The sequence below is a fragment of the Maribacter sp. ACAM166 genome (assembly GCF_005771495.1).
Lineage (GTDB): Bacteria > Bacteroidota > Bacteroidia > Flavobacteriales > Flavobacteriaceae > Maribacter.
The window spans coordinates 25,618-49,888 of record NZ_VAUW01000014.1; the positions used below are offsets into that span (position 1 = coordinate 25,618).

24 protein-coding genes are annotated in these 24,271 nt (G+C 35.7%); 8 read left to right on the forward strand and 16 right to left on the reverse strand.

The genetic code is table 11. From position 1 onward, the window contains the following. Positions 1 to 166 precede the first annotated feature (166 nt). The 3 genes from ES765_RS11280 to ES765_RS11290 all read left to right on the forward strand — a co-directional run bounded on the left by ES765_RS11280 (position 167) and on the right by ES765_RS11290 (position 2,583). On the forward strand, positions 167 to 1,183 hold the full coding sequence (locus ES765_RS11280; RefSeq protein WP_138114402.1) for a sensor histidine kinase: 1,017 nt from the start codon (positions 167 to 169) through the stop codon (positions 1,181 to 1,183). Further along, positions 1,176 to 1,850: a LytR/AlgR family response regulator transcription factor gene (locus ES765_RS11285; protein WP_138114404.1), complete on the forward strand. Its 675-nt coding sequence runs from the start codon at positions 1,176 to 1,178 to the stop codon at positions 1,848 to 1,850. The genes ES765_RS11280 and ES765_RS11285 overlap by 8 nt, the downstream gene beginning before the upstream one ends. Positions 1,851 to 2,034: 184 nt before the next feature. Further along, on the forward strand, positions 2,035 to 2,583 hold the full coding sequence (locus tag ES765_RS11290) for a DUF4494 domain-containing protein (RefSeq protein ID WP_138114406.1): 549 nt from the start codon (positions 2,035 to 2,037) through the stop codon (positions 2,581 to 2,583). A gap of 19 nt (positions 2,584 to 2,602) precedes the next feature. Here ES765_RS11290 and ES765_RS11295 read toward each other — a convergent pair whose 3' ends face one another. Next, positions 2,603 to 3,433, reverse strand: coding sequence for an AraC family transcriptional regulator (locus ES765_RS11295; RefSeq protein ID WP_138114408.1), 831 nt, complete (start codon positions 3,431 to 3,433; stop codon positions 2,603 to 2,605). A 131-nt stretch (positions 3,434 to 3,564) separates the two neighbouring features. Between ES765_RS11295 and ES765_RS11300 the strand changes: the two genes are divergently transcribed. Both ES765_RS11300 and ES765_RS11305 read left to right on the forward strand, forming a co-directional pair. Continuing rightward, positions 3,565 to 4,371, forward strand: a complete 807-nt coding sequence (locus ES765_RS11300; protein WP_138114410.1) for a phytanoyl-CoA dioxygenase family protein — start codon at positions 3,565 to 3,567, stop codon at positions 4,369 to 4,371. After that, entirely contained in the window at positions 4,372 to 5,205 is an 834-nt protein-coding gene (locus ES765_RS11305) for a sugar phosphate isomerase/epimerase (RefSeq protein WP_138114412.1), read from the forward strand. 8 nt (positions 5,206 to 5,213) lie between these two features. On the opposite strand, the gene ES765_RS11310 is transcribed toward ES765_RS11305, so the two are convergent. Both ES765_RS11310 and ES765_RS11315 read right to left on the reverse strand, forming a co-directional pair. Then, complete coding sequence (locus tag ES765_RS11310; RefSeq protein WP_317131408.1) at positions 5,214 to 5,945, reverse strand: class I SAM-dependent methyltransferase; 732 nt, start codon at positions 5,943 to 5,945, stop codon at positions 5,214 to 5,216. Between the two features lie 23 nt (positions 5,946 to 5,968). Continuing rightward, positions 5,969 to 6,475, reverse strand: coding sequence for a GreA/GreB family elongation factor (locus tag ES765_RS11315; protein ID WP_138114414.1), 507 nt, complete (start codon positions 6,473 to 6,475; stop codon positions 5,969 to 5,971). Between the two features lie 189 nt (positions 6,476 to 6,664). Between ES765_RS11315 and ES765_RS11320 the strand changes: the two genes are divergently transcribed. Then, positions 6,665 to 7,771 (forward strand): Gfo/Idh/MocA family protein, encoded by a 1,107-nt coding sequence (locus ES765_RS11320; RefSeq protein WP_138114416.1) that lies wholly within the window; start codon positions 6,665 to 6,667, stop codon positions 7,769 to 7,771. 32 nt (positions 7,772 to 7,803) lie between these two features. Here the strand turns inward: ES765_RS11320 and ES765_RS11325 are convergent, their stop codons facing one another. The 7 genes from ES765_RS11325 to ES765_RS11355 form a co-directional block, all read right to left on the reverse strand. Continuing rightward, positions 7,804 to 8,637: a DUF1080 domain-containing protein gene (locus ES765_RS11325; RefSeq protein ID WP_138114418.1), complete on the reverse strand. Its 834-nt coding sequence runs from the start codon at positions 8,635 to 8,637 to the stop codon at positions 7,804 to 7,806. Positions 8,638 to 8,748: 111 nt separating this feature from the next. Further along, on the reverse strand, positions 8,749 to 11,751 hold the full coding sequence (locus ES765_RS11330; RefSeq protein WP_138114420.1) for a WD40/YVTN/BNR-like repeat-containing protein: 3,003 nt from the start codon (positions 11,749 to 11,751) through the stop codon (positions 8,749 to 8,751). Between the two features lie 208 nt (positions 11,752 to 11,959). Further along, positions 11,960 to 13,510 carry an SDR family oxidoreductase gene (locus tag ES765_RS11335; protein WP_138114422.1) on the reverse strand — a complete coding sequence of 517 codons (1,551 nt, stop codon included), beginning with the start codon at positions 13,508 to 13,510 and terminating at the stop codon, positions 11,960 to 11,962. Positions 13,511 to 13,546: 36 nt separating this feature from the next. Next, positions 13,547 to 14,848: a DEAD/DEAH box helicase gene (locus ES765_RS11340; protein ID WP_138114424.1), complete on the reverse strand. Its 1,302-nt coding sequence runs from the start codon at positions 14,846 to 14,848 to the stop codon at positions 13,547 to 13,549. Between the two features lie 34 nt (positions 14,849 to 14,882). Further along, the gene (locus tag ES765_RS11345; protein ID WP_138114426.1) at positions 14,883 to 15,332 is read right to left on the reverse strand and encodes a KTSC domain-containing protein; all 450 of its coding nucleotides are present in this window, start codon (positions 15,330 to 15,332) and stop codon (positions 14,883 to 14,885) included. A 120-nt stretch (positions 15,333 to 15,452) separates the two neighbouring features. Further along, the gene (locus tag ES765_RS11350) at positions 15,453 to 15,644 is read right to left on the reverse strand and encodes a cold-shock protein (protein WP_027075965.1); all 192 of its coding nucleotides are present in this window, start codon (positions 15,642 to 15,644) and stop codon (positions 15,453 to 15,455) included. Positions 15,645 to 15,766: 122 nt separating this feature from the next. After that, complete coding sequence (locus ES765_RS11355) at positions 15,767 to 17,077, reverse strand: prolyl oligopeptidase family serine peptidase (protein WP_138114428.1); 1,311 nt, start codon at positions 17,075 to 17,077, stop codon at positions 15,767 to 15,769. A 133-nt stretch (positions 17,078 to 17,210) separates the two neighbouring features. On the opposite strand from ES765_RS11355, the gene ES765_RS11360 reads away from it, so the two are divergent. Together ES765_RS11360 and ES765_RS11365 are read left to right on the forward strand one after the other, a co-directional pair. Further along, a complete protein-coding gene (locus tag ES765_RS11360; RefSeq protein WP_138114488.1) occupies positions 17,211 to 17,378 on the forward strand; it encodes a Lacal_2735 family protein in 168 nt (55 codons plus the stop codon). Positions 17,379 to 17,493: 115 nt separating this feature from the next. Beyond that, a complete protein-coding gene (locus ES765_RS11365) occupies positions 17,494 to 17,709 on the forward strand; it encodes a hypothetical protein (protein ID WP_138114430.1) in 216 nt (71 codons plus the stop codon). 608 nt (positions 17,710 to 18,317) lie between these two features. Here ES765_RS11365 and ES765_RS11370 read toward each other — a convergent pair. The 6 genes from ES765_RS11370 to ES765_RS11395 form a co-directional block, all read right to left on the reverse strand. Further along, a complete protein-coding gene (locus tag ES765_RS11370) occupies positions 18,318 to 19,172 on the reverse strand; it encodes an aminotransferase class IV (protein WP_138114432.1) in 855 nt (284 codons plus the stop codon). A gap of 3 nt (positions 19,173 to 19,175) precedes the next feature. Then, complete coding sequence (locus ES765_RS11375) at positions 19,176 to 20,078, reverse strand: sugar phosphate isomerase/epimerase family protein (RefSeq protein ID WP_249356342.1); 903 nt, start codon at positions 20,076 to 20,078, stop codon at positions 19,176 to 19,178. Between the two features lie 123 nt (positions 20,079 to 20,201). Further along, positions 20,202 to 21,395, reverse strand: a complete 1,194-nt coding sequence (locus ES765_RS11380; protein WP_138114434.1) for a PQQ-dependent sugar dehydrogenase — start codon at positions 21,393 to 21,395, stop codon at positions 20,202 to 20,204. 220 nt (positions 21,396 to 21,615) lie between these two features. After that, complete coding sequence (locus ES765_RS11385; RefSeq protein ID WP_138114436.1) at positions 21,616 to 22,248, reverse strand: SDR family oxidoreductase; 633 nt, start codon at positions 22,246 to 22,248, stop codon at positions 21,616 to 21,618. A 227-nt stretch (positions 22,249 to 22,475) separates the two neighbouring features. Beyond that, positions 22,476 to 22,892 carry an OsmC family protein gene (locus ES765_RS11390; protein WP_138114438.1) on the reverse strand — a complete coding sequence of 139 codons (417 nt, stop codon included), beginning with the start codon at positions 22,890 to 22,892 and terminating at the stop codon, positions 22,476 to 22,478. 70 nt (positions 22,893 to 22,962) lie between these two features. Continuing rightward, positions 22,963 to 24,072: an alkene reductase gene (locus tag ES765_RS11395; protein WP_138114440.1), complete on the reverse strand. Its 1,110-nt coding sequence runs from the start codon at positions 24,070 to 24,072 to the stop codon at positions 22,963 to 22,965. Positions 24,073 to 24,271 lie beyond the last annotated feature (199 nt).

The window sequence follows — 24,271 nt, forward strand, 5'->3', positions numbered from 1 at the left end:
TATACTGACAAAGATGTACATATGTTCAATGCAGAATGGGAGTTTTAAGAGTATGCGGACTAGTATTAAGTGAACATTGCTTATTGGCTGGTGAACACCTATTTCACCATTGGTAAGAGCAATATTTTTAAGGTTGGATTGATTTTTAATTCCTTTAATTTGTAGTATGAATTCACACAAACGTTTTATTTTTCATATTGTACTGTGGTTGATTATTTGGTCTACCGCATGGTTTTTTATTGGATTGGATTTTGGCTTTCTGAGGGATAATGGCCTGTCTTTTATAGTTCAAATTTTGACCGTAGCCGCATTGATTTATTACACTTCACCGTTCTTATTATTGAAAAAAAAATATGTGACATTTATACTAGTATCCCTAGTGTTGGTGTTAGTTGGTACATTTATGTTAACTAACATATTTCCAAAACCCGGACCAGGAATAGAAATGGGACCTCCAATTGGAATGGAGCGTAGACCGCCTTCTAAGTTTTTCATAAACCTATTATTGATTACAATAGCCTATATCATAGCCACGTTTGTGGAAACATTTTTGTTCGCCCAGCGTAAGGAAGAAGAAATAATTATCAATAAAAATGAATCGCTACAGACCGAACTGAAGCTGCTGAAATCACAAATAAATCCGCATTTTCTATTCAATGCATTGAACAATATTTATGCGTTATCTGCTATTGATTCTGGAAAAACTCAACAAAGTATTAGTTACCTCTCAGATATGTTACGGTATGTATTATATGAATGTGAGCAGGAAATTGTTCCACTTCATAAAGAAATGGATTACATAGGAAACTATATCAAATTATTTTCTTTAAAAAGTAGTAAAGCTTATCCTATAACAACTTCGTTTGTTGTCGGTAACGAGAATATTCAAATAGTACCTATGTTGTTGATTCCGTTCTTGGAAAATGCATTGAAGCATAGTAATATTGAAAAAATAACAGATACTTTCATTCGGTTAAAAATTAATGCCAACAATAATAGCATAGATTTTGAAATTGAAAATAGCAAACCAAATACACCATTGGTGACAGATGCAGTTGGTGGAATCGGAATTGATAATGTAAAAAAACGTTTAGCTATCTTATACCCAAAAAGACATCAATTGGTTATCGATGAAACTTCTAAAACATTCAAAGTAAACCTAAAACTTGAACTACATGGCTAAAATTAATTGTATGGTGGTCGATGATGAGGAATTGGCACGTACACTACTTGCTACTTACATTGAGAAATTAGACTTTTTGAACCTTGTAGGTTCGGCTGAAAACCCTATAAGAGCTTTAGAAATAATGAAGCAGCAGCCTGTAGACCTTTTGTTTCTAGACATTCAAATGCCAGAATTAAAAGGAACAACTTTTGCTAAAATGATAGGTTCTGAAACCAGCATCATATTCACTACTGCATACTCTGAATATGCACTTGAAGGATATGAATTGAATGCCGTAGATTATCTTTTAAAACCAATTACTTTTGAACGTTTTGTTACCGCTGTCAATAAAGTAAAAACGAGTACTGTTATCGATGCGACGGATTCTTTCACAATAAAATCTGGCTACGACTTACATAAGGTGAACTATGATGATATTCTATATATCGAAAGTGATAGTGAATATGTGACCTTTCAAATGGCCGCCAAGAAAATTATAAGTAACCAACGATTAAAAACAGTAGAACAAGAATTACCGAGTACCCTATTTATGCGTGTACACCGATCATATATCGTTAATAAAACAAAGGTGACAGGTTTAAAAGGCAGAGACTTATTGCTAACCAAAATAAACATACCCGTTAGTGATTCATATTTTGAACAGGTCAAGCAAGAATTATTCTAAGTCCACAGATTAAGGGTATAATTCAATTTGTTTTATTGATTTAAAATTCCATTCTTAAAATCGCTAAGTACCTCACATTAAATACACTATACATCTTACTGCAAAATTGTGAATATCTATTCCTGTTTTTATCCAAGCAAACTAGGGCTAAAACCTATATTTGACACCCCTAAAACAACATAATATGAGTGCAACATGGTACGAGTGTAAAGTAAAATATAGAAAACTAGACGAAGCTTCTGGTATGCAAAAGGTAAAGACCGAACCTTTTTTGGTGGATGCAATTTCTTATACTGAAGCAGAAAGCAGAATTACTGAAGAAATGTCAGCCTATTTAAGCGATAGTGAAGAAATTAAGATTACCAATATCAAAGTTGCCAACTATGCAGAAATTCACCCTTTTGAGAATTCTGATCGTTGGTTTAAATCTAGAGTGTCGTTAATAGCCTTTGATGAAGAAAGCGGCAAAGAGCGTAAGACCAATATGTATTTATTGATTCAGGCGAATGATGTTAAAGAAGCCTATGACAATACCATTAGCGTGATGAAAGATACCATGGGTGAATATACCGTTCCTGCAATATCTGAATCTCCTATTATGGATGTATTCCCTTATTTTTCTGGTGAAGAAGATGATATGAAACGTGTTGAAAAATTTAATATTTTGAAAGATTCTGTACCAGAAGCTGAGATTGAAATCGATTCAGTTAAGGAAACAGAGGTGGAAGTTTAATTTTGTTAATATAGTACACTTATGCTCTGAATTCCCTCGGGCTTTTTCCTTTCAGTTTTTTGAAAGTACGATTAAAGTGAGAGAGGCTTTCAAAGCCACAGTCATAAGCAATGGCCTGTATTGGTTTATCTGAAGTTAGTAAGAACATACAGGCTTGTTCTATTCTTGATGTGTTTAAAAATGTGACAAATGAATGCCCCACAGCTTTTTTGAACCATCTGCAAAAAGATTGTTCTACCATACTTGTTCGCTCTGCCATTTCCTTCACCGTAAGCTTTTTGTTTAAATTTTCGAGAATATACGTAGTAATGGTTTTTATTTTACCCTGAGATTTAGCACTTACTCTTTGATAGAAATACGATGGTGAAGAAAGATATTTTCTATCCTTGTGTTCGTATAATTGATGTAGTACTTGAAGTAAAACGGCTACCTGTTCTGTTTTGGGAACCGATTCAAAATTCTGTAACATTTTAAGAGTCCGTATAGTAGGTTTGATAAAATGTATTCCTCTTTCCGCTTCTTGGTATAAGTTATGCAATAATTCACATTCCTTAAATGAATTAAATATATGTGAAGGAAATTGGAGCACTATAGCTCCTTGCTGGTCTTGCTGATGATGTACAGAGCTATAATTATGAGGAAGATTGGCGCCTATAAGAACCAAATCGTTTTTGGTATAGGGAAGAATACTATTTCCAATAAACCGTGTACCATGCCCTTCGGTAATCAGGGTGAGTTCTAGCTCAGGATGATAATGCCAAAAGGGTTTAAACTGGTTTACTTCAAGTTTAAAGAAGTGAAAGGAATTTTCAGATTCTTGGAGACCGATTTTTTCAATAACAGGATTCATAAAAACTAATATAAACAATAGTTCTTAGTAAGCTAAGAGTTATAGGTTTAGATATGCATAGTTTTGGTTAAAATCGAAAAACTTTATACGTAGTCTACTGCTTAATTTAGCAACTATACAGACAACATATTATGAAAAAAGACGTCTTATTGAATAGTCACTATACCCTTACCCAAGGTCAGATTGATTTTTATACCACGTATCGTTATATAAAATTAAAGGATGTTTTTGATGCAGAAACCCTTGGATATTTCAACAGTGTTATTTCAAAAAAAGTAGCAGAGATAAATGCAGAGCAAAAACCATTAGAAAAAAGGGATACCTATGGAAAAGCCTTTGTGCAGTTGTTCAATTTGTGGAAAGAAGATGAAACAATCAAAACCCTAATATTCTCAAAGAGGATGGCACAAATAGCCACAGAACTTATGCAAGTTGAAGGTGTGAGACTATACCATGATCAAGCGTTATTTAAGGAAGCTGCTGGAGGGATAACACCTTGGCATGCTGATCAATACTATTGGCCATTACAAACCGATAAAACTATTACAGCTTGGATTCCTTTGCAAGAGACACCATTAGCTATGGGTCCTTTAGAATTCAGTGCTGGAAGCCATGAAATTATGGATGGTAGAGAACTTTCTATAAGTGATGAAAGTGAAAAGGCTATACAAAACAGATTGAAATTAACCGATTTTAAACATGTCATAGAGCCTTTTGATGTAGGTGAGGTCAGTTTCCATTCTGGTTGGGTTTTTCATCGTGCAGGCGCAAATACTACTACTAAAATGCGTAAAGTAATGACCGTTATTTATATGGATAAAGACATGAAGTTGAAAAAACCGAGTAATGATGGCCAACAGAACGATTGGGATACCTGGTGTCCTGGGGCACAAATTGGGAAGACCATTAATTCACCCTTGAATCCTGTGTTATACTAAATGGAGCATATCAACTATTTGTACCCCTATTGGGGCAGTGAACATTTATCGGCTACAGCATTTATAGCACTTGCCAGAGACCAAGGTTTTCAAGGAATCGAAATCAATATCACAAACGATAAGGATTATGAAAAGCAATTTTTAGAAGTCTTAAATACTACAAGAAAAAGTGACCCGAATTTTATTTGCGTACTCCAACAGGTTCTGGAAGTAAAATCAGAAACGGTTAATGATTATATTACTACTGTTTTGAAACGTTTGGAACGGATGTTGCCATTTGAACCGGACTTTATAAATTCTCATACCGGTAAGGACTACTATTCATTTGATGATAACTGCAGAGTCATAGATGCTATTGAAACGTTTTCTGAAACAAATAATATTCCTGTTTATCACGAAATTCATAGAGGTCGATTTACTTTTCATTCCGGCACTACCCTTTCCTATTTGGAGCTCTACCCCCAATTAAAATTAGTAGGAGATTTGTCTCATTGGTGCGTGGTTTCAGAAAGTATGTTACAAGATCAGCAACACATTCTTAAAAAAATAATTCCACACATTCAACACATTCATGCCCGGGTAGGTTTTGAACAGGCGCCACAGGTAAACCATCCGTTTGCGCCAGAATGGGAAAACTATCTAAAACACTATCTAGATTGGTGGCAGCGTATAATCAACGAACATAAAGTTGTGGACGCTTTTACCATAACCACAGAGTTTGGACCTTATCCTTATATGCCTCAAGCACCATTTACCAAAGAACCGTTAGCGAATCAACATGAAATAAATATGGCTATGAAAACCTATTTAGAAAATCATTTGAGTATTTCATAAGAAAGAAATCAACCCTTTACAAATACCATACAATGTTGCCAAGGAAGGTTGTCTATATTTTGTTTTAATAGTAAGCCTGCAGCTTTCATTTCACTAACGGCTTGGGCTTCGGTCATCTTGTGCAGTTCCTTGATTGGAACAGAGGCATCTTCCCCACGATATTCAATGAGGTATAGTTGTGCATCAGGCCGCATTGCTCTTTTAATGGATTGAATCATTTCAAACGGAAAATTAAATTCATGATACACGTCTACCAGCAATACCTTATCAATAGAATTTTCGGTTAAATTGACCGATTGCTCAGTACCCTGTATCAATATGATATTTTTTTGCTGATTATTTTCTTTTTTTACAGCCATCGCGGCCAACATTTCTGGTTGTAAATCCACTGCATAAAGTTGTCCTTTCTCAACTATTGGCGCCATTTTAAAAACATGATAACCGGAACCTGCACCAATATCAGCGATGGTATCTCCGGGTTGTATATTCATATTTTGAAGTAATTTTAAGGTCTGCTCTTCCTCTTCACGTTCAGTTCGTTCTAACCAACCCATACCTTGAAAGCCCATTACGTGTGCTATTTCTCTTCCCTTATACCATTTTCCGATTCCATTAGAATCTCCGTTTTTATAGGAATAGATGTTATGATTCTCTATTTTTTCTACGGTTTGGCCTTTACAGTGCGAATTGAAAAGCATAATTGTAATCAATAAAAATGTTTGAATAGTTCGTTTCATCATGTTATAATAATTTAGTTTTAGGTTTATCCCCCATAACTAATTCCCTTAATTTCAAAAATTCGTTCTTCTTTTCCGAGTTGTAAAACAGCTATGTCCCCTACCCTTTTTGAAATTAAAATTTTGGCAATTGGTGAAAGAAATGATAGTTTCTGCTTTGCAATATTCGCTTCGTCAACGCCTACAATCTGAAATTTTTGTAGGGATTTAGCATTACCAATACGTAATGAAACACAAGCACCAAATCGTATTTCATCAGAAGGTTGTTCTTTTAATGTTACTACTTTAGCACTGTTGATACGCCCATTTAATAATTGTAGTTTGGCACTAATAAGGTTGCTTGCAATTCGCCGCTCTTTCTCATTTTCCTTTGGTAACTGTTCTTTTTCGGTATGCAATGTCTTCTTTTCTGCCAATAATTCATCTAGTCCTTGTGGTGTGACATAATTAGTGACTCCGACAGGTAAGTCTGCCCTTGGGGGTACCATGGGGATTTCCTCTTGATCATCTTCATTAACGAATCCTCTGCTCATGGTATTTAATTTAAATTCTAACTTACCTATTCTTATCGATATTTAGTAATCGTATCCATACTTTTTTTGGCATTTTTACGTGAATGACCAATAGTATACTGAGTAACGTTAAGGTATAGTTCGAATGTGTATTACGTACTAAGATTACTTATATTTAGGTTTGAAAAAATTAACCAAACATATAATCCTATGACTACTAGAAGAAAATTTTTGGAAAAACTATCGGTAACCTCCGTTGCTTTACCCCTATTATACAGTCCCGTTAACCTATTTGCTGCATCAAACGAGCCTTATGATGGTCCTATTCTAAAAGTGGCGATTATGGGCTTGGGTAGTTATGGTACACGTGTGGCAGAAGCTATGCAATCCTGTTCGAGAGCAAAGTTGGTGGGTGTAATTAGCGGTACACCCTCTAAAATAAAGAAGTGGCAATCCAAATATGATATTCCGGAAAAGAATTGTTACAACTACGATAATTTTGATGCGATAAAAGATAATCCAGATGTTGATGCCGTTTATATTATTACCCCTAACGGATTACATAAAGACCAGACTATTCGGGTTGCCAAAGCAGGTAAACATGTCATAAGCGAAAAACCAATGGGCATCAATGCCCTAGAAGGGCAGGAAATGGTAGATGCCTGTAAAGCGGCTAACGTAAAGCTATTGATTGGGTATCGGATGCATTTTGAGCCGAAAACAGTTGCCGTAATAAAAATGCGAAAAGAAGGTAAATTCGGAGAGACTAAATTCTTTCAGGGTCAATCTGGATTTACTATCGGTGATCCTACACAATGGCGTTTAAACAAAGAACTATCAGGTGGTGGTGCTATGATGGACATCGGAATTTATTCCATCAACGGAGCACGCTATATGTTGGGTGAAGAGCCTATTTGGGTTTCTGCGCAAGAAACCAAGACAGATCCCGTAAAATTTAAGGAAGGAATCGACGAGACCATTCAATTTCAAATGGGTTTCCCAAGTGGTGCCGTTGCAAATTGCCTTTCTACTTATAGCATGAATAATTTGGATAGGTTTTATATGACAGGTTCCAAAGGATTTGTGGAAATGCAACCTTCGACCGGTTACGGACCCATAGAAGGACGTACGCATAAAGGACCATTAACGCAACCGCATGTTACGCATCAAACGTTACAGATGGATGGAATGGCAGCACTTATATTTGATGGTGTACAACCCATTGTTCCTGTAGATGGTGAAGAAGGTGTAAAAGACCTGAAAATAATAGACGCTATATTTTTAGCAGCTAAAACCGGAGAAAAGGTTACCTTATAGGTTACTGTGTATATAGAAAAACTAATGGATTCTTAATATTCCATTAGTTCGATTTTACGAAAATCAATTGGGTGGCTGTTGGACTGTAAGGAAATAAAGCCGCCCTTTACTTTTGTGTCTTTATTAGTCATCAACATAGCCGCCGTTTCATTTTCTAAGTCATATGTAGGGTTGGCATAACTTAAAATTTCTTCTCCATTTACGTAATGTGTGATTTTACCATCTTTCACATCAATTTCAGCAGTAACCCATTGATCACCATGAAACGTTTTAGGAACATCTGCAGTAATACAAGTCGTAGTGTTCTTTTCGCCATTATATTCTATAAACATTCCATTGGTGCAGGCCGCTCCTAAGGGTCGATTATCAAAACCATTGCCTCCATGAAAATTATATTCCAAGCACACAGGAAAACCTTGATTCAGTTTTTGAGTAGTTGGCGGCTGACCGTGAAATTGAATACCACTATCGCGATAACCCCATTTAGGAGCACCTTGAGCGGTTTCGCCCACAAAACGATACTCTACCTTAAGACGATACTCCGTTAAGTAGGCATCAAAATAGACCGTTCCAAAACGATTTATGAATTCAGGACCATAAGCATCGTATCGTATTTTAAGAATACTATCTTCTACCCGTATGGTATTGCCAAAATTCTCCCCTAAAGGATAGCCATTGATTTTTATGCTCCAACCCGTTAAGTCGGTTCCATTAAAAATAGAAACCCATTTTGGCGACGTAGTTAATTCAGAATAGTGAATAGCGATTTCCTTCTTAACTTCTGATTTCTTCACCCCACAAGAAATCAATCCTATAAACAATGTAGACACTAGAAATATGGACCAAATAATTCGACTCAATTTCATTTTAATGGATTTAGGTATCTGTATTTTAAAAGTAACAAAAAAAGGTGTGCCAATCAGCACACCCTCAAATTTGAAATTTCTTTAGACTTGTAAACTACGAAACAATTAATTTTAAAGCGCTACTTGAGATTTTAGTTTGTTGAACTGAGAAACCAGAGTGGTATATCTTTCCTTTGCATCGTTGCCTATTACTTTGTCAGCATCACCCACGATGTACGATAAATAGGATATTTGGGCAACCAGCATTTGCTGAGGATATGCACCTTCATCATTTTTAAGGGCTTTCAAAACTTTTTCTAGTGTATCTTTCTTTTCTGCACTTTTGGCCTTCTTAAGTTCAATCTCCAAATCTGCCTGCAATTTTCGTACTTCTGATAAAAGGCTGATGACTTTATTTTCAAACACAAGTTGTTCATTGATTGTCGTATTGGAAACTCCCTCCATTTCAAGTCTTGGGTCTATAAGTACCTCAAAAGTTTGCTCTTTAGTTTCTTTTCCTACGGTTAATTTAACAGTATAAACACCGGGGGATACCATTGGGCCATTTTTAAAACTTCGTGATTTCTTATCGCTCCATGCTCCTTTTTGACGCATATCCCATTGAAAACGATTTAGACCTTTCTTGGTTTCTAATTTAGCATCAAAATAGCTAAAAATCATGCTTAGACCCATATCTTCAACTTCTTCTGATGTGGATTTTAATTGAGTAGAATCACTAACTATGGTTGCAATCGAATTCTTATTCGCATCCAAAATTTCCAATTGTACTCCTTTTTTTAATTCCTTAGGTAAGTAATAATCTATAAGTACACTCGTGGCTGGGTAATTTGGAAAATCACCTGATGCTCTCGGAGTTCTATATCTAATCGTATTATCTGGTTTAAAAAGTATGGGAGTATCATTTAAATCAACAATTTTCGGATTACGAAGCGAGGTAATATTATCTAATATCCAAAAGCCACGGCCCATCGTACTCACTACCAAATCACCACGGTTAATTACAATATCGGTAATCGGTGTAACGGGTAGGTTCTGTTGAAATGCTTTCCAATTTTTTCCGTCGTCAAAAGATACAAACATACCAAATTCAGTACCCGCATATAATAAACCTGGTATTTTAGGGTCTTCTCGTAATACTTTACTCGTATAATCTGAAGGAATTCCATTGGTAGCCGTACTTATCAACTCCCATGTTATACCATAATCTGTAGTTTTATAAAAATAGGGAGTAGTATCTCCTAATAAGTGCCTATCTACTGAAATATATGCCTTAGCGGGGTCGTACTGCGATGGCTCTATAGATTCTACCCTACCTCCTTTTAAAAGTTTTTTGGGTGTAACGTTTTCCCATGTTTGCCCTCCATCTCGTGTTATCGATAGTATTCCGTCATTAGAACCTGTCCAAATCAATCCCTTTTCAAGTTTAGATTCTCTTATGGCATATAACGTACTATAATACTCTTCCCCAGTAATATCTCGTGTTATCGGATTTCCAGAAATGACTTGTTTATCTTCTTCAAATGCAGTTAAATCTGGAGAAATTGTTTCCCAAATAACTCCGTCATTTCTAGTCTTGTGAAGATATTGAGAGCCCATATATACAACGTTCGGGTCATGTGGTGAAACATGAATTGGTGCAATACGCTGAAATCTATACTTTAAATCTTTAGGATTATGACCATAAATGTTAGATGCTCCAATTGAATACTCACGATTAGCTCCGGTTATCTTATTGAAAACACTAAAGCGACCCTTACAATTATTATAGACAACGTTATGGTCGCCTGGTTTCGGAATTGACGGTCCGGTTTCGCAACCACCAACTTCTATCATAACTTGTGTGCCATGGGGTGATGTGCCACTTGGCGATGAGCTTGGTATTGCAATTGTACTATTGTCTTGTTGGGCGCCATAAATCCAATAAGGATATTGGTCATCTACTGCTACTTGGTAAATTTCTGCCGTAGGTTGATTGAATTGTGAAGACCAGGTTTTTCCACCATTATGCGATACATTGGCACCACCATCATTACACTGAATTAGTAAATCTGGATTATTCGGATTGAGCCATATATCATGATTATCTCCATGAGGAACTGACATGAGTTCCCAATTTTTACCACCATCTTTTGATTTCAATAATGGATTGGCGTTAGAGAATACAATATCAGGATTAGTTGGGTCTACTTCGATATTCGTATAATAAAAGGGTCTGTTTACAAGGCCTTTTTTACTCGAAGTCTGTGTGAACGACTTTCCTTGATCAACTGATTTATAAACCCCGCCTTCTTTTCCAGGAGCCTCTATCACGGCATATAAAATGCTAGAGTCAGTTGCTGAAACGGCTAAATCTATTTTACCAATTAACCCTTTTGGTAAACCGTCTTCAAGCTTTATCCAATCCTTACCTCCATTAACAGATTTATAGATACCACCTTCTTTATTCTCTCCTCCTGAATCTATTGTCCACGGGGTTCGTTGCGCTTTCCATGCAGCTGCATAAACCACATTAGGGTTGCCTGGCAATAGTTCAAGGTCTGCGAAACCGGTTTTGTTAGAAACAAATAAAACCTTCTCCCAAGTTATACCACCATCTATAGTTTTATAAATACCACGTTCTTCGTTTGGTTTAAATGCATTACCGATAGCTGCTACCCAAACAATATTACTGTTGGTAGGGTCAATTTCGACGGCACCAATCTGCCCGATTTTTTCAAGGCCGATATGACTCCATGTTTTACCTGCATCAATCGATTTATAAACACCTTTTCCACTGATAACATTACTACGAAGTCCGTCAGAACCCGTACCTACATAAACAATATTTGGGTCGTTAACAGCTACTTCAATAGCTCCGATGGAAGGAGTGTCGAAAAATCCGTCAGAAATATTGTTCCAATTAGTTCCATAATCATCAGATTTCCATACTCCCGCACCCGAGGCACCTAAATAAAATGTACCAGGCATCATCGGAGTACCTGTTACGGTAGTTACCCGGCCACCTCTTGAGGGACCGATAGTACGGTACTCAAAAGCTGAGAAATCTTGGGGTAGTACCGTTGTTGAAATAAATAAGAATGTAGAAATCGAAAGGATACGAAATAAGGTCTTCATTTAGCTTAAATAATAGATTGGTTAAAATCTAAAGTTACTTAAACTGATACGCAAAACATAGACGAGTCATCATTTTTACGATTTTTTTAATCTTGTTGAATTAAATATAGTATTAACTTAAAATAGAAATTCGAATTTAGGATGTATTGTAGCCTTAGCAAAATTTAAGTTAAATCGCTCTTTTTCATATAAGCGTGCAGTAATATATCTACCAATCAATCGGAAAATAGTCTTTTAAGAACTTACCACACCAATGTTTACCAGTATTGATTCCATCGAATAAAGGATCTAATACCCTTGCGGCTCCGTCAACAATATCTAATGGAGGTTGAAAATCATGAACTTCCTGTTTCATTTTAGCAAGCTCAGCGGGGTCTTCATCAGTAACCCATCCTGTGTCTACAGCATTCATAAAGATGCCATCTTTAGCCAATTCACCAGAAGCGGTATGCGTAAGCATGTTTAATGCTGCTTTTGCCATATTGGTGTGTGGATGGCGCGATTCTTTGAAAAAACGGTGGAATTTACCTTCCATGGCTGTAACATTAATAATATGCTTTTTTCCGGTTTTTTCTTTTTTCATAAGGTCTGCCAAACGGTTGCAAAGCACAAACGGAGCTACGGAATTTACTAACTGAACTTCAATCATTTCGGTGGTTTCTATTTCACCTAATTTTAATCGCCAGCTATTTGTTTTACGTAAATCTACTTGTTGTAAATCTGCATCTAGTTCTCCTGTCGGGAATACTTCTTGTGCGACCAAGGCATTATCAAAACTATATGGAATTTGAGAAAGCTTGGCAGATGCACGTAAACCAATACCTGGCTCAGGTCCGTGCCAAGTAACCGGCATATTTTGATTTGGGGAAGCTTTTGTACTAAACGCTTTTAGTTCATCAATACATTCTTGATGATCACTCAATACCATTTGGGCAAATTTTGGTAACGCTGAAACTGGGCGTTCCTCATTTTCCATTAAATGGTGGTAAAATCCAGCGGGCCTACGTACCGTTTGTGCCGCATTATTGATTAAGATATCTAACGTGTCATATTGTTGCTCTATAAAGTTGCAAAAGATTTCAACGCTAGGAATATGGCGCAAATCAAGACCATGTATTTTTAACCGATGGCCCCACTCCATAAAATCTTCTTCTTTTGAAAAACGAAGCGCAGAATCTACGGGAAAACGCGTTGTTGCAATAACAGTTGCTCCACCACGTAAAAGCATTAAGGTAATATGATAACCAATCTTTAAGCGAGAGCCAGTAATAATGGCTACTTGGCCTTTTACTTTAGCGTTTTGGAACCGTTTGGCATAATTGAAATCCCCACAGTCCGTGCACATCGTATCATAAAAATGATGGAGCTTCGTAAACTCCGTCTTACAGACATAACAATTACGAGGTGTTGCGAGCTCTGGTAATTCTTTATTTTCAAGTTCGGCAGTAGGCAATAATTTTGGAGCAACAAAAACGTGGGCTTCTCGTGCACTTCGTATTCCTGTTTCTTTTCGTGCATGTTTATCACGGACCGCCTGTTTACGTTTAGCATTCTTCTTAGCATCCTTCACCCTTCTAGAAAACTCTTGCCTACTAGGCCTTGAAAGTTGCCCTGCTGCTTTAATGAGCTCAATTCTTCTATCTTCTGGAATTTCGAAAATTTGATTTGTATCCGTAACTAACCTATTTAAAATAGCTATACAATTTTCAATCTCCGATAAATCGATATCAGATTCGTTTTCGTGCTGGTTTTCCTTCATTTTACTACCTATAAAAGGGATAAAATACTTTTTTGATTAAAGTATGGTAATGCGGACTTTTTTCTTTTTTAACCTGGAATTATTCAACTGCGCCGATAGTTGACTTGCCTTAGCTTTCGGTACGGCAACAAATGCACAATCTTGCTTTAATTCTATGGTACCTAATTGATCTTTGTTTAACCCACCTTGTTTGAAAAATAAGCCTGCAATATCTCCCTTGGAAATCTTATCTTTTCGTCCACCAGATATAAATAAAGTATCCCAGTAAGGTTCTCCAATAACTGTTTTTTTAGTGATATCAATTCCTCTAGATTTCGGAATGAATTCTGGTAATGATTCTTTATCCCATCTCAAAACGTAGGCAGTGCCAGATTCATTGACACGAGCCGTTCTTCCATTACGATGCGTAAATTCTTCTGTGTGATGTGGTAGCTCAAAATGAATAATAAACTTTAATTCGGGTATATCGATACCCCTAGCGGCCAAATCGGTAGCTACCAATATTCTACTACTACCATTTCTAAATTTTATCAGCGCGCGTTCTCGGTCTTTTTGTTCCATGCCGCCAGAAAAGCATTCGTGCTGTAAACGTTGTTTAGCTAAATAAGTGCTTATTAGCTCAATACTATCTTTGTAATTACAGAAAATAATACCAGGTTCTTCCCCTATAAACCTTAGTAACTGTTCTAAGGTTTTTAGTTTATCCTTATCTGGGGAGACTACAGTTTTAATAGTTAATTGAGAAGGTGTTTCCGTTTTTAGGTAATTAATTCGCCGAGGATTTTCCATCCCAACAAATTTTGGAATTTTTACACCTTCGGTAGCCGACGTTAAAATCCGTTTGCTTAGATGAGCCAGATCGCTCAAAATCTCGGTCATTTCCTCTTCAAAACCAACTTCTAAAGATTTATCGAACTCATCTAATACTAAAGTGGTGATACTATTTTTTGTAAAACGGTCTGCAATAAAATGGTCTAATATTCTTCCTGGAGTACCTATAAGTATGGCAGGGGTATGTTTTAGTTCAATCTTATCTTTAGATATGGGTCGCCCGCCATAAATAGCATTGACCTTAAAACCTGAACCTAAATTACGAATAACCTGTTCGATTTGAATCGCCAATTCTCGGGAAGGCACCAATATCAAAACTTGAACTTCTGGATTATCATGGTCCAAAAGTTCTATAATAGGTAATAGGAAAGCTAAAGTTTTCCCAGTACCAGTTGGTGATAAAATGATTGTATTTGCCGTACTAGTAATCACACTAATCGCTTCCTCCTGCATAGGATTCAACGCATCAATATTCAATTTTGATAAAATCTCTTGTTGATTTTTCATGCGATTTCTCTGGCTATTTACGTGTATTTAAATACTAGGCCTCTTGAAGGTCACGTTTAGATTTTCTGAAAATATAATTAGGATAAATACTTCGTTTAGCAAAACGATTTAACTTATTGGAATTAATCATTTTCTGAAAAATAGGTTTTGTTACTCCGAAATACTCGTACGTAGAACCATCTAAATAGGTGATTTCCAATACAAGTCCGCTATGTTGGTAGTCTGCTATACCAGAGTTGTTTATGGTCTCTTGATAAACATCATTGTTGGCTTCTATAGTTTCTGGAGCTATACTGACCAAAAAATGATAACCATCAATAATACGACGACTCTCTACTTCGGCTTCTTCACGTTTCTCATCACCTTCTTGAAACTTGTCTGGATGCCATTCTTTAACTAAATTTCTATAGGTGGACTTAAGGGCTTTAAGTTCAATTTCCTTTTCAACTCCAAAGAGTTTTTTGTATTCATTAATACGCTTCATAATACGATTTTTTTGCGGCTGCAAAACTACATCTTTATTTTAGACCGAAGGGTGAAATTTGGTAATAAAAAAGCCCTTCGCGATGGAAGGGCTTTTTCTTAAACTAGAAAGTATGTATGTTTAAATAACTTTTACGTTCACTGCGTTTAATCCTTTGTTACCTTCTTGAAGATCGAACTCAACTTCATCGCCTTCGCGAATTTCATCTACTAATCCAGAAATGTGTACAAAGTGGTCTTTTTCAACACCTTCTTCAGTGATAAAACCAAAGCCTTTTGTGTCGTTGAAAAATTTTACTGTTCCTTTACTCATTGTAATGTATTTTAATTTATTATACTATTATAAGTGCAAAGATGACTCCAAAACTTGACATACAAGGTTTAAAGTGTATTTAAATTCTTTTTTTGGCAAATATTTAAGATTTACACCAATTCTTACTTCTTTTGGTCAGCCAACCACTCCATAATAGTTACCCTTCTACCGTTTAAAACTATAGGTTTCTGGTTGAAATCAAAATCAGCATCATTTGCATGCGAATAAATCCAAGACCAATGACCAGGAAAGTAATAGTCCTTTCCACCATAAAAACCGGTTAAATCAATTACATGGTTATAGAAAGAGAAATGCACATTAGGCGCACCAGCAGCAATCAGTCTTTTATATAGTGGCACTACGGTTTCATCTGGTAGTGTTGTGGTATCGTCTTTTGAATGTATAAACCAAATAGGTACCTCTTTAATTAGATTAATTTGTTCATCAGTAATATATTGATTTTGAAATGCCAATGCACTGATATAACCTGCAGCAAAGTAATCGGGATGCTCAAATAGTAATTTTAAACTCATATAACCTCCATTTGAACAACCGCCTATATAAATTCTATTGCTATCGATTTGTGGGTGTTCAGCAGCATAATTTTTAATTAAATCAAATAACGCTTTATAATAGATATCGTCTTTATCTCCCCTAGTATGCTCCCCCGATGAACTTTGCATCCAAAATGTAGGTGATTGTGGAACTAAAACATAAGCGCCACCAAAAATAGACTGTATCTCATTGGTAGCATAATTGGTCGCTTTGTTTGCAATTAAAGCAATGCTTGGGTCAGTGCCACCTTCTCCACCACCATGAAGCCAAATAATTAAAGGTGATTTTTTAGCAGTGACTTTAGGTGTAAATGACCCATAGGTTAATGATATTCCATTTTTGGTATATGTTCCTTTTAAATCAAACCTATCCAGATCTGGATAAATTCGAGCAGTTTCGTTGTCCCAAACCATTGATGATGGTGAATGGGTAACTTTCAAGTTGTACTGAATCCATTGATTACTGCCCCTACCATCTTTAAATACATATTTGATTGGAGAATCTAATGGATTATTAGGATGTACCAGTAAAACCAAACTCACATGATTACCTTCCGCAATTCTATTTCCCCTTTCATCAGATACGTAGGCAAATAAGATTTCCCTTTTACCCTTTGCTTCTGCCGGTTTCATTTCCACGCCTTCAGCACTTCTTTTCACCGCAACTGTAAAGTCTGATGCAGCTATTTCAGAAAACATTTTAGACATTGGTATCACTACTTTTTTCACTGCAGGTCCCCAGTCGTGCCCTTCTAAAATCAATGTATAATTTCCCGCTATATAATTAGTTGATTTTAAGGTCTGTGGTTGACTAGCTAAAAGTGGAGGGTGTTGAAAAATTAATAAAAGGAATAAAAAGGATACGAGGCTTTTTTTCATGATTTGAAGTATTTACTATAGTTATAGTAAGGTACTATTTTTAGGGTAAAACTTGAAATGTATTCTTGCCTCATTATTATAGAAAAATATACCCTCAAGGACCATAAAAATGATTAACTTGAAAATAAAAACTATGTTCGGTCTATTTAAAAAGAAATCAGAAAAAGAGAAATTACAGGAACTACATAAAAAGCTACTAAAAGAAGCCTACGAATTATCTACGCAAAATAGGTCAAAGAGCGATGATAAAGCTGCAGAGGCGGATAAAATAATGAAACAGATTGAAGCTTTGGATAGCTAGCCTGTTTACGAATTATTTGAATATTCATAGGTAATTAATATTTTGATAAATTCGGGTACTCTACAAATACACCTATATATCAAAATACTCATGATTAAATTTTCTATGCTTAAGTGTGGCATGTTTACTATTAACCAGTACGCATACGAATGCGCAAGAACCAAAACTTAATTTAGCCAAAGATATATTACTGGTCCAGTTTGATTCGAAGACCGATGTTGATGATCTTCATTCAATAGCTAATTTTGTGACACTTTTAGAATATTCTAATTATAGTGACTTGAACTATCATGTCATTGCAGGTGCTTACGGTATACAAGAAGGGTTATAATTACCCTCTAACGAGTTGATGAAATTGGTTTTTAATAAAAATTGGTCAGATGCCCATAACAAAAGGGGTAAGGTAGTTAATACAATAGTAAAAAAAGCTCATGAAATTATTAAAATTGGAAGTTGAGTATGGGTTTCCGAAGCAGGACAATCTGACTTTACAACAGCATGGGTTAAGAAAGTAGCAAATATAAATCTAACACTAAACATAAAAGCAAAAAACATGTAGTTCAGCATAGTGATTGGAACGAATCAGTTACAGAACTAAGTTAGTTTACTTTTGTTCAGAATAATATGGATTATCATAAGATACCTGAGGGCAATGCGGTAGGTAACGGTACACCTTGGTTTAGATCTGAAAGAAAGGTGAGTTAGGAAAGCGTATTAAATAATGAACAGCTCACTCTATTATGGAATACAGCTATACGTTTAGGAAATGTATACAACGAAAAAAATGGTCATTACTTAAATGAATCAATTGCTAAAGGTGGATTAGATTTTTCTGATTTACCGAAAGTATGCTACATCTTAAACCTTACTGATTCTAAAGATGGCTATGCATTTTTTGAGTACTTCAAAGTACACTAGTAATCCAAAAATATATGCTACTTAATTCGAGTTTCTATTTTTAAGCTTCAAAAAAGCTTCTTGTAATCTATGCGTTACCGCTCCTATGTTATGATCGGTGTATAACGCATGGTCATCTATTTTTTGGATAGATACAATTTGCGTGCTCGTTCCGGCTAAAAATGCTTCATCAATAGTATGAATATGGTTTTTTGAAACAGGAGTTTCCTTAACTTCTATATTCAAGGATTGACAAAGTTCTAGAACTACCTGTCGAGTAATACCATTCAAAATGAACTCATTGGCCGGATGGGTATAAACCACATCCTTTTTTACAAAAAAGACATTACAGTGCGAAGCCTCTGTAAATACACCTTGTCGATGTAAAATAGTTTCAAAACAATCATGTTGCATTGCTTCCTCATTAAGCATGACATTTCCTAAAAGTGATGTCATTTTAATATCGCAGCGTGACCATCTAAAATCATCTCTTGAAATAACCCTCGCATTTACTTTATTGATGTCTGGCAGTACTTTAGGTACAGCATACATCATTACCGTTGGTGTGATATCAGCAGGGTAGGAATGCTGTCTTGGAGCCACACCTCTAGTAATTTGAATATATAACATACAATCTTTACCCGTCAATTCTGTGGCGCTTAATACTTGGTTAATCGCAGGTGATAATTTATTGGTATCGTAATCTATATTTATTTTATTAAGTCCTTCCTGTAAACGATTAAGGTGGGCCTCTTCGTAAAAGAATTCACCCCCTATTTGCACCATGACTTCATAAATACCGTCACCAAAAATAAAACCACGATCAAAAACCGATACTTTAGCATCTTCCGGATTTACGATGTTACCGTTTAAATAAACTTTTTTAGGATAATTCATATATTACAGATATTGTTGAAGGTGTTTCTTAAAATATGTTGCGCTTTCAGCTATACTTTTCATAGAATTTGTAGCGAAATTACCCCCTTGCTCTATATAGTAATACTGTAAGGCATCTTTATCAATCGAAGAAAGAAGACTTACATAATCGATTGACCCATTGCCCATTTCAGAATAGTCTCTAGTAACTTTATCCATATCCTTAATATGCCACATCACATAACGTCCAGGATTTTCAGCAATCAATTGTTTAATACGCTTCTCTGAAGAATGTTCTACCCAATACATATCCATTTGTAATTTAACCAAACTTGGTTCTGTGCCCGATAAAATAATATCATAACCTTGCTCACCGTTATGGTCGGTAAATTCAAAATCATGGTTATGATAGGCAAATTCTAATCCTGCCTGGTTTACCTGCTCCCCTATCTTGTTTAATTTATCGGTTAGTAACTTAAAGTTTTCTATATCTCGATATTCTGGAGCCAACCATGGCCATGTGATATACTTGCTTCCAATGGTATGCGAACCTTCTATACATTGATCAACATAACGTTCAAGTTCATCCATGGGTTTCATAAATTGACTTGAAAAATCATAATGTCCACTAGAAATAGTAAAATCTAAGTCCTCCAATACTTTTTTAAATTCTTTTGATTTTATTCCGTAGTACGTATCATTGTCTCCATCATACCCATATATTTCTCCGTCTTCATACCCTAAACCTCTGGCATATTTAATACTTTCAATTGGGTTTTTTGCCATTGCATCACGAATGGTAAATAACTGCAATCCCATTTTAAATTTAGATTTCAAAGGAAATATGGATAGTGGTAACATTGCGCTAGCAGTTAATGCACCTGTCTGTTTTAAAAATGTTCTACGAGTCGTGGGATTTATCATCATTATATGAAGTGAAATTGAATAGTTCAATACTATCAAATATAAGGTTTGAAAGTGAACTATAGAATTTTGAAACTAAAAAAAGCAGCTCCTTTGAGCTGCTTTTTTGGTTATATGAAATTGAATTTATTGGATACTTGCAACCCTCGTATCGCTATAGGATACACGATAAATTGCATCACCGTAGTCATCTGATATGAGCATCGAACCATCTTTCAACAAAAGCATATCAACTGGTCTCCCAGAGGCTTCTTGAGTAGATTCATTCAGCCAACCATCTATGAATGGCTCACTGCTTTCAACAGTACCATCTTTAATAGCTAGCATCATAATTCTATACCCAACCTTTTTACTTCGGTTCCAAGAACCATGTTCTGCGATAAATGCCTTTCCTTGATATTCGGAAGGGAACATAGTAGCTGTATAAAATTTAATACCTAATGGAGCAACATGCGCGCCTAATTGCAATGCGGGAGACACAAAATCGGAACAAGGATGCTCTTCACCAAACTCAGGGTCTTTTACAATGCCACCATGGCAATAGGGATAGCCAAAATGCTGACCTATTTCAGTTACATGATTTAATTCACAAGGTGGAATATCATCACCAAGCATGTCACGGCCATTGTCAGTAAACCACATTTCTTTAGTTTCAGGGTGCCAAGTAAAACCTACAGAATTTCGTACACCTTTTGCATAAATTTCACGGTTGCTACCATCTGGGTCCATTCTAGTAATTGTTGAAAAACGCTCATCTTCATCAGTACGATTGCAAATATTACAGGGTGCTCCTACAGGTATATACAACTTATCATCAGGGCCAAAAGCAATATATTTCCATCCGTGGTGAAATTCCGTTGGATAGTCATCGTATATCAATTCTTTATTCAGCGTTTTACCCAACTGTTTCTCAATATTTGGATATTTCCATAAGCTACCAACTTGAGCAACATATAAATCACCGTTTCTCATAGCAATCCCGTTTGGTACTTCCATAGTATCAAGAACGATTACATTATCTGCCTTAAAATCACCATCTGTATCTTGAATAGCATAAACAGTGTTTTCTGTTCGGGTACCAACGAATAGCGTTCCATTATCACCCATAGCCATAGAACGAGCACCATCTACTCCTCTAGCATAAACTTCAATTTTAAAACCTTCGGGCAAATTAAGCTCCAATAAAGCAAGATCAGTACTGTCCATGGGCACCTTCTCTTCCATATTTTCAGCTGCCTTATTTTTTTGATTCTCTTTACAGGATATAATTGAAATAGCCATAGCAAAAATCATGGATAATTTATAAAATGAAATTTTCATATTCAATATATTAAATTTTTCACGAAGATACACAAGAACGGTTAGTCTTAAACTTTCAAAACCTGTGATTTAGTAACCAAGTAATGGGCTTTACTAAAGTTGGAAGGCAAAATCAATATCAAAAAAGCCAAATACTAGCTTTAATAGATTTGGCTTTTAATTTTACGAATTTAATCTAATCTTTGATTTCAAAGTATAGTTAAAACTAGTGCAAGCATTATTATGCTGAAACTTCATCCATAGCCTTACCTATAAGCATTTCACCTTGTATTATTTCAAAAGTCTTATTTTTCGCAGTATCGTCGTGTAGAGCGCGCACCAAAGTTTGGGCTACATCATCTCGTGTAATCGATCCTTGTTCCCCCAATTTCGATTGTAGTTTTATTTTCCCAGTTCCTGCATCATTGGTTAACGTTCCTGGTCTTACAATGGCATATGTTAAACCTGATGATTTTAAATATTCATCCGCATTGTGTTTAGCCTCCATATAGTCCTCTAAATCCTCCACAGCTTTCGGATTATCAGCTCCCATTGAACTAAGCATCACAAATTTTTTAATCATTGCTTTATTAGCTGCATCCATTAGCCTTTTGGCACCTTCTTGGTCTACTTCTACTACTTTTTCACCTCCTGAGCCTGCGGCAAAAATTAACTTGTCTATATTTTCTACAGCATGTGACAAATCTTTCTCCAAATCACCTAATACCGTACGAATATTATCCTTTTTAAATTGTTCCTGTTGTTCTTTAGTACGAACCATGGCTACAGGAGTGAAATATTGTGAAGCCTTTAGAAGATTAATAATTTTTTTTCCTGTGGTACCATTTGCACCAGCTACTAATACATTTTCCATTGTCTTATAATTTTAATACAAGGTCTTACTAAAGTACGCTTCTATTTAATGCGTATCCTTTATTTATTGACGTAAAACGTAAACGATGTATACGACATGATTGATTTTCAATTTGTGAAATCAATTCAGCATTATAAAGTTGATTTAAGGAGCTATTGTCTACTGTACTTAAAAGTAAAAGCGGCCCAATTGGGCCGCTAATTATACCAAATACTTATAATAAATTCTTAAGAAAGGCTGGTGTTCAACTCTATTTCAGTGTTCAATAATTTTGAAATCGGACAAACTTCTTTTGCTTTTTGAGCTATTTTTTTAAACTCTTCAACGTCTATATTAGGCACATCTCCTTTTAAGTTTAAAGTCACCTTTACGATTTCCCCATCCTTAAATGCAACTTCGGCATCGACATCTAAAGTTGTTGGTGTATACCCTTCTTCCCCTAATAAAAAGCTTAATTGCATTGAAAAACATCCGGCATGTGCTGCCCCAATTAATTCTTCTGGGTTTGTGCCTTTTCCATCCTCAAATCTAGTATTGAATGAATATGCAGTGTCTTGTAAAACAGTGCTTTCGGTAGTTAACGTTCCTTTTCCTTCTTTACCACTACCTTTCCATTGTGCTTTTGCATTTCTTGTAAAATTCATAAGTCTATATTTTTTAATATTAGTATTTAATTATGTTTACTACAGCGATTTTCTACTTCTTCAATTAACCCTAAGCAAGTTGCTCTTTTTTATTAAAAGTAGGATAATCTAAATAGCCTTCTTTGCCCGGTGTATAAAAGGTGTCATTATCCCATTCTGCTATGTCATAGCCATGTTCAAAGCGCTCCACTAAATCCGGATTTGAAATATAGAGCTTCCCATAAGCTACCAAATCAGCATCGCCAGATTCAATGACCTTATTACCTGATTCTTGATCAAAGCTTGCATTTATCATTAAAGTACCCTTATAAAGAGGTCTAAAATGTTTTGCAATATGTTCTACGGCATAAGGAATAGTGGATACATCTGTAAAAGGCTCCGATAAATGAATGTACGCTAAATCATAATCATTCAATTTTTTAATGATGTATTCAAAAGTAGGAATTGTCTTTTCATCCATAGTGATTCCGAATAAACCATCTAAGGATGGATTAAATCGTGCACCTATTTTTTGCTGGGGAATAACCTTTTTCATAGCATCTAGAACTTCAAAAAAGAAGCGAGCTCTATTTTCAATGCTTCCACCATACTCATCAGTTCTTGTGTTTGAAGTACCATTAAAGAATTGATGAAACAAATACCCGTTGGATGAATGTATTTCTACACCGTCAAACCCTGCTTCTACTGCATTTTTGGCTGCATTTGTGAAATCTTCTATTGTCGTTTTTATTTCGTCCTTGGTCATAGCCTTAGGCGTGACAGTATCCTTAAAACCTTCAGGAGTATACGATTGCGCATTAGGATTAATGGCTGATGGTGCCAAAGGCAATTCACCGGCATGAAAATCTGGATGTGACATACGCCCAACATGCCATAATTGAATGAAAATTTCACCACCTTTTTTATGAACCTCTTTTGTAACTTTCTTCCACCCTTCAACTTGAGCTTTAGAATGAATACCAGGTGTATTCACGTAACCCACTGCGTCATTTGATACTTGAGAACCTTCGGTTATAATCAATCCTGCCGAAGCTCTTTGACCGTAATATTCGACATGAAGTTCTTCTACTGGTTTGTGTTCAGCATTTACGGCACGACTACGCGTCATTGGTGCCATAACAACACGATTTTTTAATTGTATATTTTTATGAAACGGAGTTAACAATGCTTGTGTACTCATATATGGTATTTTTAAACTGTTTTATTATTTAAAACAAAGATTAAACAATTAAAGCTCAATTATTAACTCGTCTAGTTAAAACATTGTTATAAATGCAAAAAGGGTATGAAGCAAAGTGAATTTTAGTATACCCGAATAAATGGTGAGAATTTTAAAGGTACCTTATTATAATAGCTGCGCCAGCAAAGTCAAAATTACA

What these genes read in the sequence shown, in the direction of transcription:
- ES765_RS11370 (WP_138114432.1), bottom strand. Translation starts at nt 19,172, where the DNA reads ATGAATTATCCTAAAAAAGTTTATTTAAACGGTAACATCGTAAATCCG.
- ES765_RS11310 (WP_317131408.1), bottom strand. Translation starts at nt 5,945, where the DNA reads ATGATGAAACGAACTATTCAAACATTTTTATTGATTACAATTATGCTT.
- ES765_RS11355 (WP_138114428.1), bottom strand. Translation starts at nt 17,077, where the DNA reads ATGAAAAAAAGCCTCGTATCCTTTTTATTCCTTTTATTAATTTTTCAA.
- ES765_RS11300 (WP_138114410.1), top strand. Translation starts at nt 3,565, where the DNA reads ATGAAAAAAGACGTCTTATTGAATAGTCACTATACCCTTACCCAAGGT.
- ES765_RS11290 (WP_138114406.1), top strand. Translation starts at nt 2,035, where the DNA reads ATGAGTGCAACATGGTACGAGTGTAAAGTAAAATATAGAAAACTAGAC.
- ES765_RS11340 (WP_138114424.1), bottom strand. Translation starts at nt 14,848, where the DNA reads ATGAAAAATCAACAAGAGATTTTATCAAAATTGAATATTGATGCGTTG.
- ES765_RS11280 (WP_138114402.1), top strand. Translation starts at nt 167, where the DNA reads ATGAATTCACACAAACGTTTTATTTTTCATATTGTACTGTGGTTGATT.
- ES765_RS11350 (WP_027075965.1), bottom strand. Translation starts at nt 15,644, where the DNA reads ATGAGTAAAGGAACAGTAAAATTTTTCAACGACACAAAAGGCTTTGGT.
- ES765_RS11335 (WP_138114422.1), bottom strand. Translation starts at nt 13,510, where the DNA reads ATGAAGGAAAACCAGCACGAAAACGAATCTGATATCGATTTATCGGAG.
- ES765_RS11330 (WP_138114420.1), bottom strand. Translation starts at nt 11,751, where the DNA reads ATGAAGACCTTATTTCGTATCCTTTCGATTTCTACATTCTTATTTATT.
- ES765_RS11315 (WP_138114414.1), bottom strand. Translation starts at nt 6,475, where the DNA reads ATGAGCAGAGGATTCGTTAATGAAGATGATCAAGAGGAAATCCCCATG.
- ES765_RS11325 (WP_138114418.1), bottom strand. Translation starts at nt 8,637, where the DNA reads ATGAAATTGAGTCGAATTATTTGGTCCATATTTCTAGTGTCTACATTG.
- ES765_RS11345 (WP_138114426.1), bottom strand. Translation starts at nt 15,332, where the DNA reads ATGAAGCGTATTAATGAATACAAAAAACTCTTTGGAGTTGAAAAGGAA.
- ES765_RS11305 (WP_138114412.1), top strand. Translation starts at nt 4,372, where the DNA reads ATGGAGCATATCAACTATTTGTACCCCTATTGGGGCAGTGAACATTTA.
- ES765_RS11320 (WP_138114416.1), top strand. Translation starts at nt 6,665, where the DNA reads ATGACTACTAGAAGAAAATTTTTGGAAAAACTATCGGTAACCTCCGTT.
- ES765_RS11390 (WP_138114438.1), bottom strand. Translation starts at nt 22,892, where the DNA reads ATGAATTTTACAAGAAATGCAAAAGCACAATGGAAAGGTAGTGGTAAA.
- ES765_RS11385 (WP_138114436.1), bottom strand. Translation starts at nt 22,248, where the DNA reads ATGGAAAATGTATTAGTAGCTGGTGCAAATGGTACCACAGGAAAAAAA.
- ES765_RS11295 (WP_138114408.1), bottom strand. Translation starts at nt 3,433, where the DNA reads ATGAATCCTGTTATTGAAAAAATCGGTCTCCAAGAATCTGAAAATTCC.
- ES765_RS11395 (WP_138114440.1), bottom strand. Translation starts at nt 24,072, where the DNA reads ATGAGTACACAAGCATTGTTAACTCCGTTTCATAAAAATATACAATTA.
- ES765_RS11380 (WP_138114434.1), bottom strand. Translation starts at nt 21,395, where the DNA reads ATGAAAATTTCATTTTATAAATTATCCATGATTTTTGCTATGGCTATT.
- ES765_RS11285 (WP_138114404.1), top strand. Translation starts at nt 1,176, where the DNA reads ATGGCTAAAATTAATTGTATGGTGGTCGATGATGAGGAATTGGCACGT.
- ES765_RS11360 (WP_138114488.1), top strand. Translation starts at nt 17,211, where the DNA reads ATGTTCGGTCTATTTAAAAAGAAATCAGAAAAAGAGAAATTACAGGAA.
- ES765_RS11375 (WP_249356342.1), bottom strand. Translation starts at nt 20,078, where the DNA reads ATGATGATAAATCCCACGACTCGTAGAACATTTTTAAAACAGACAGGT.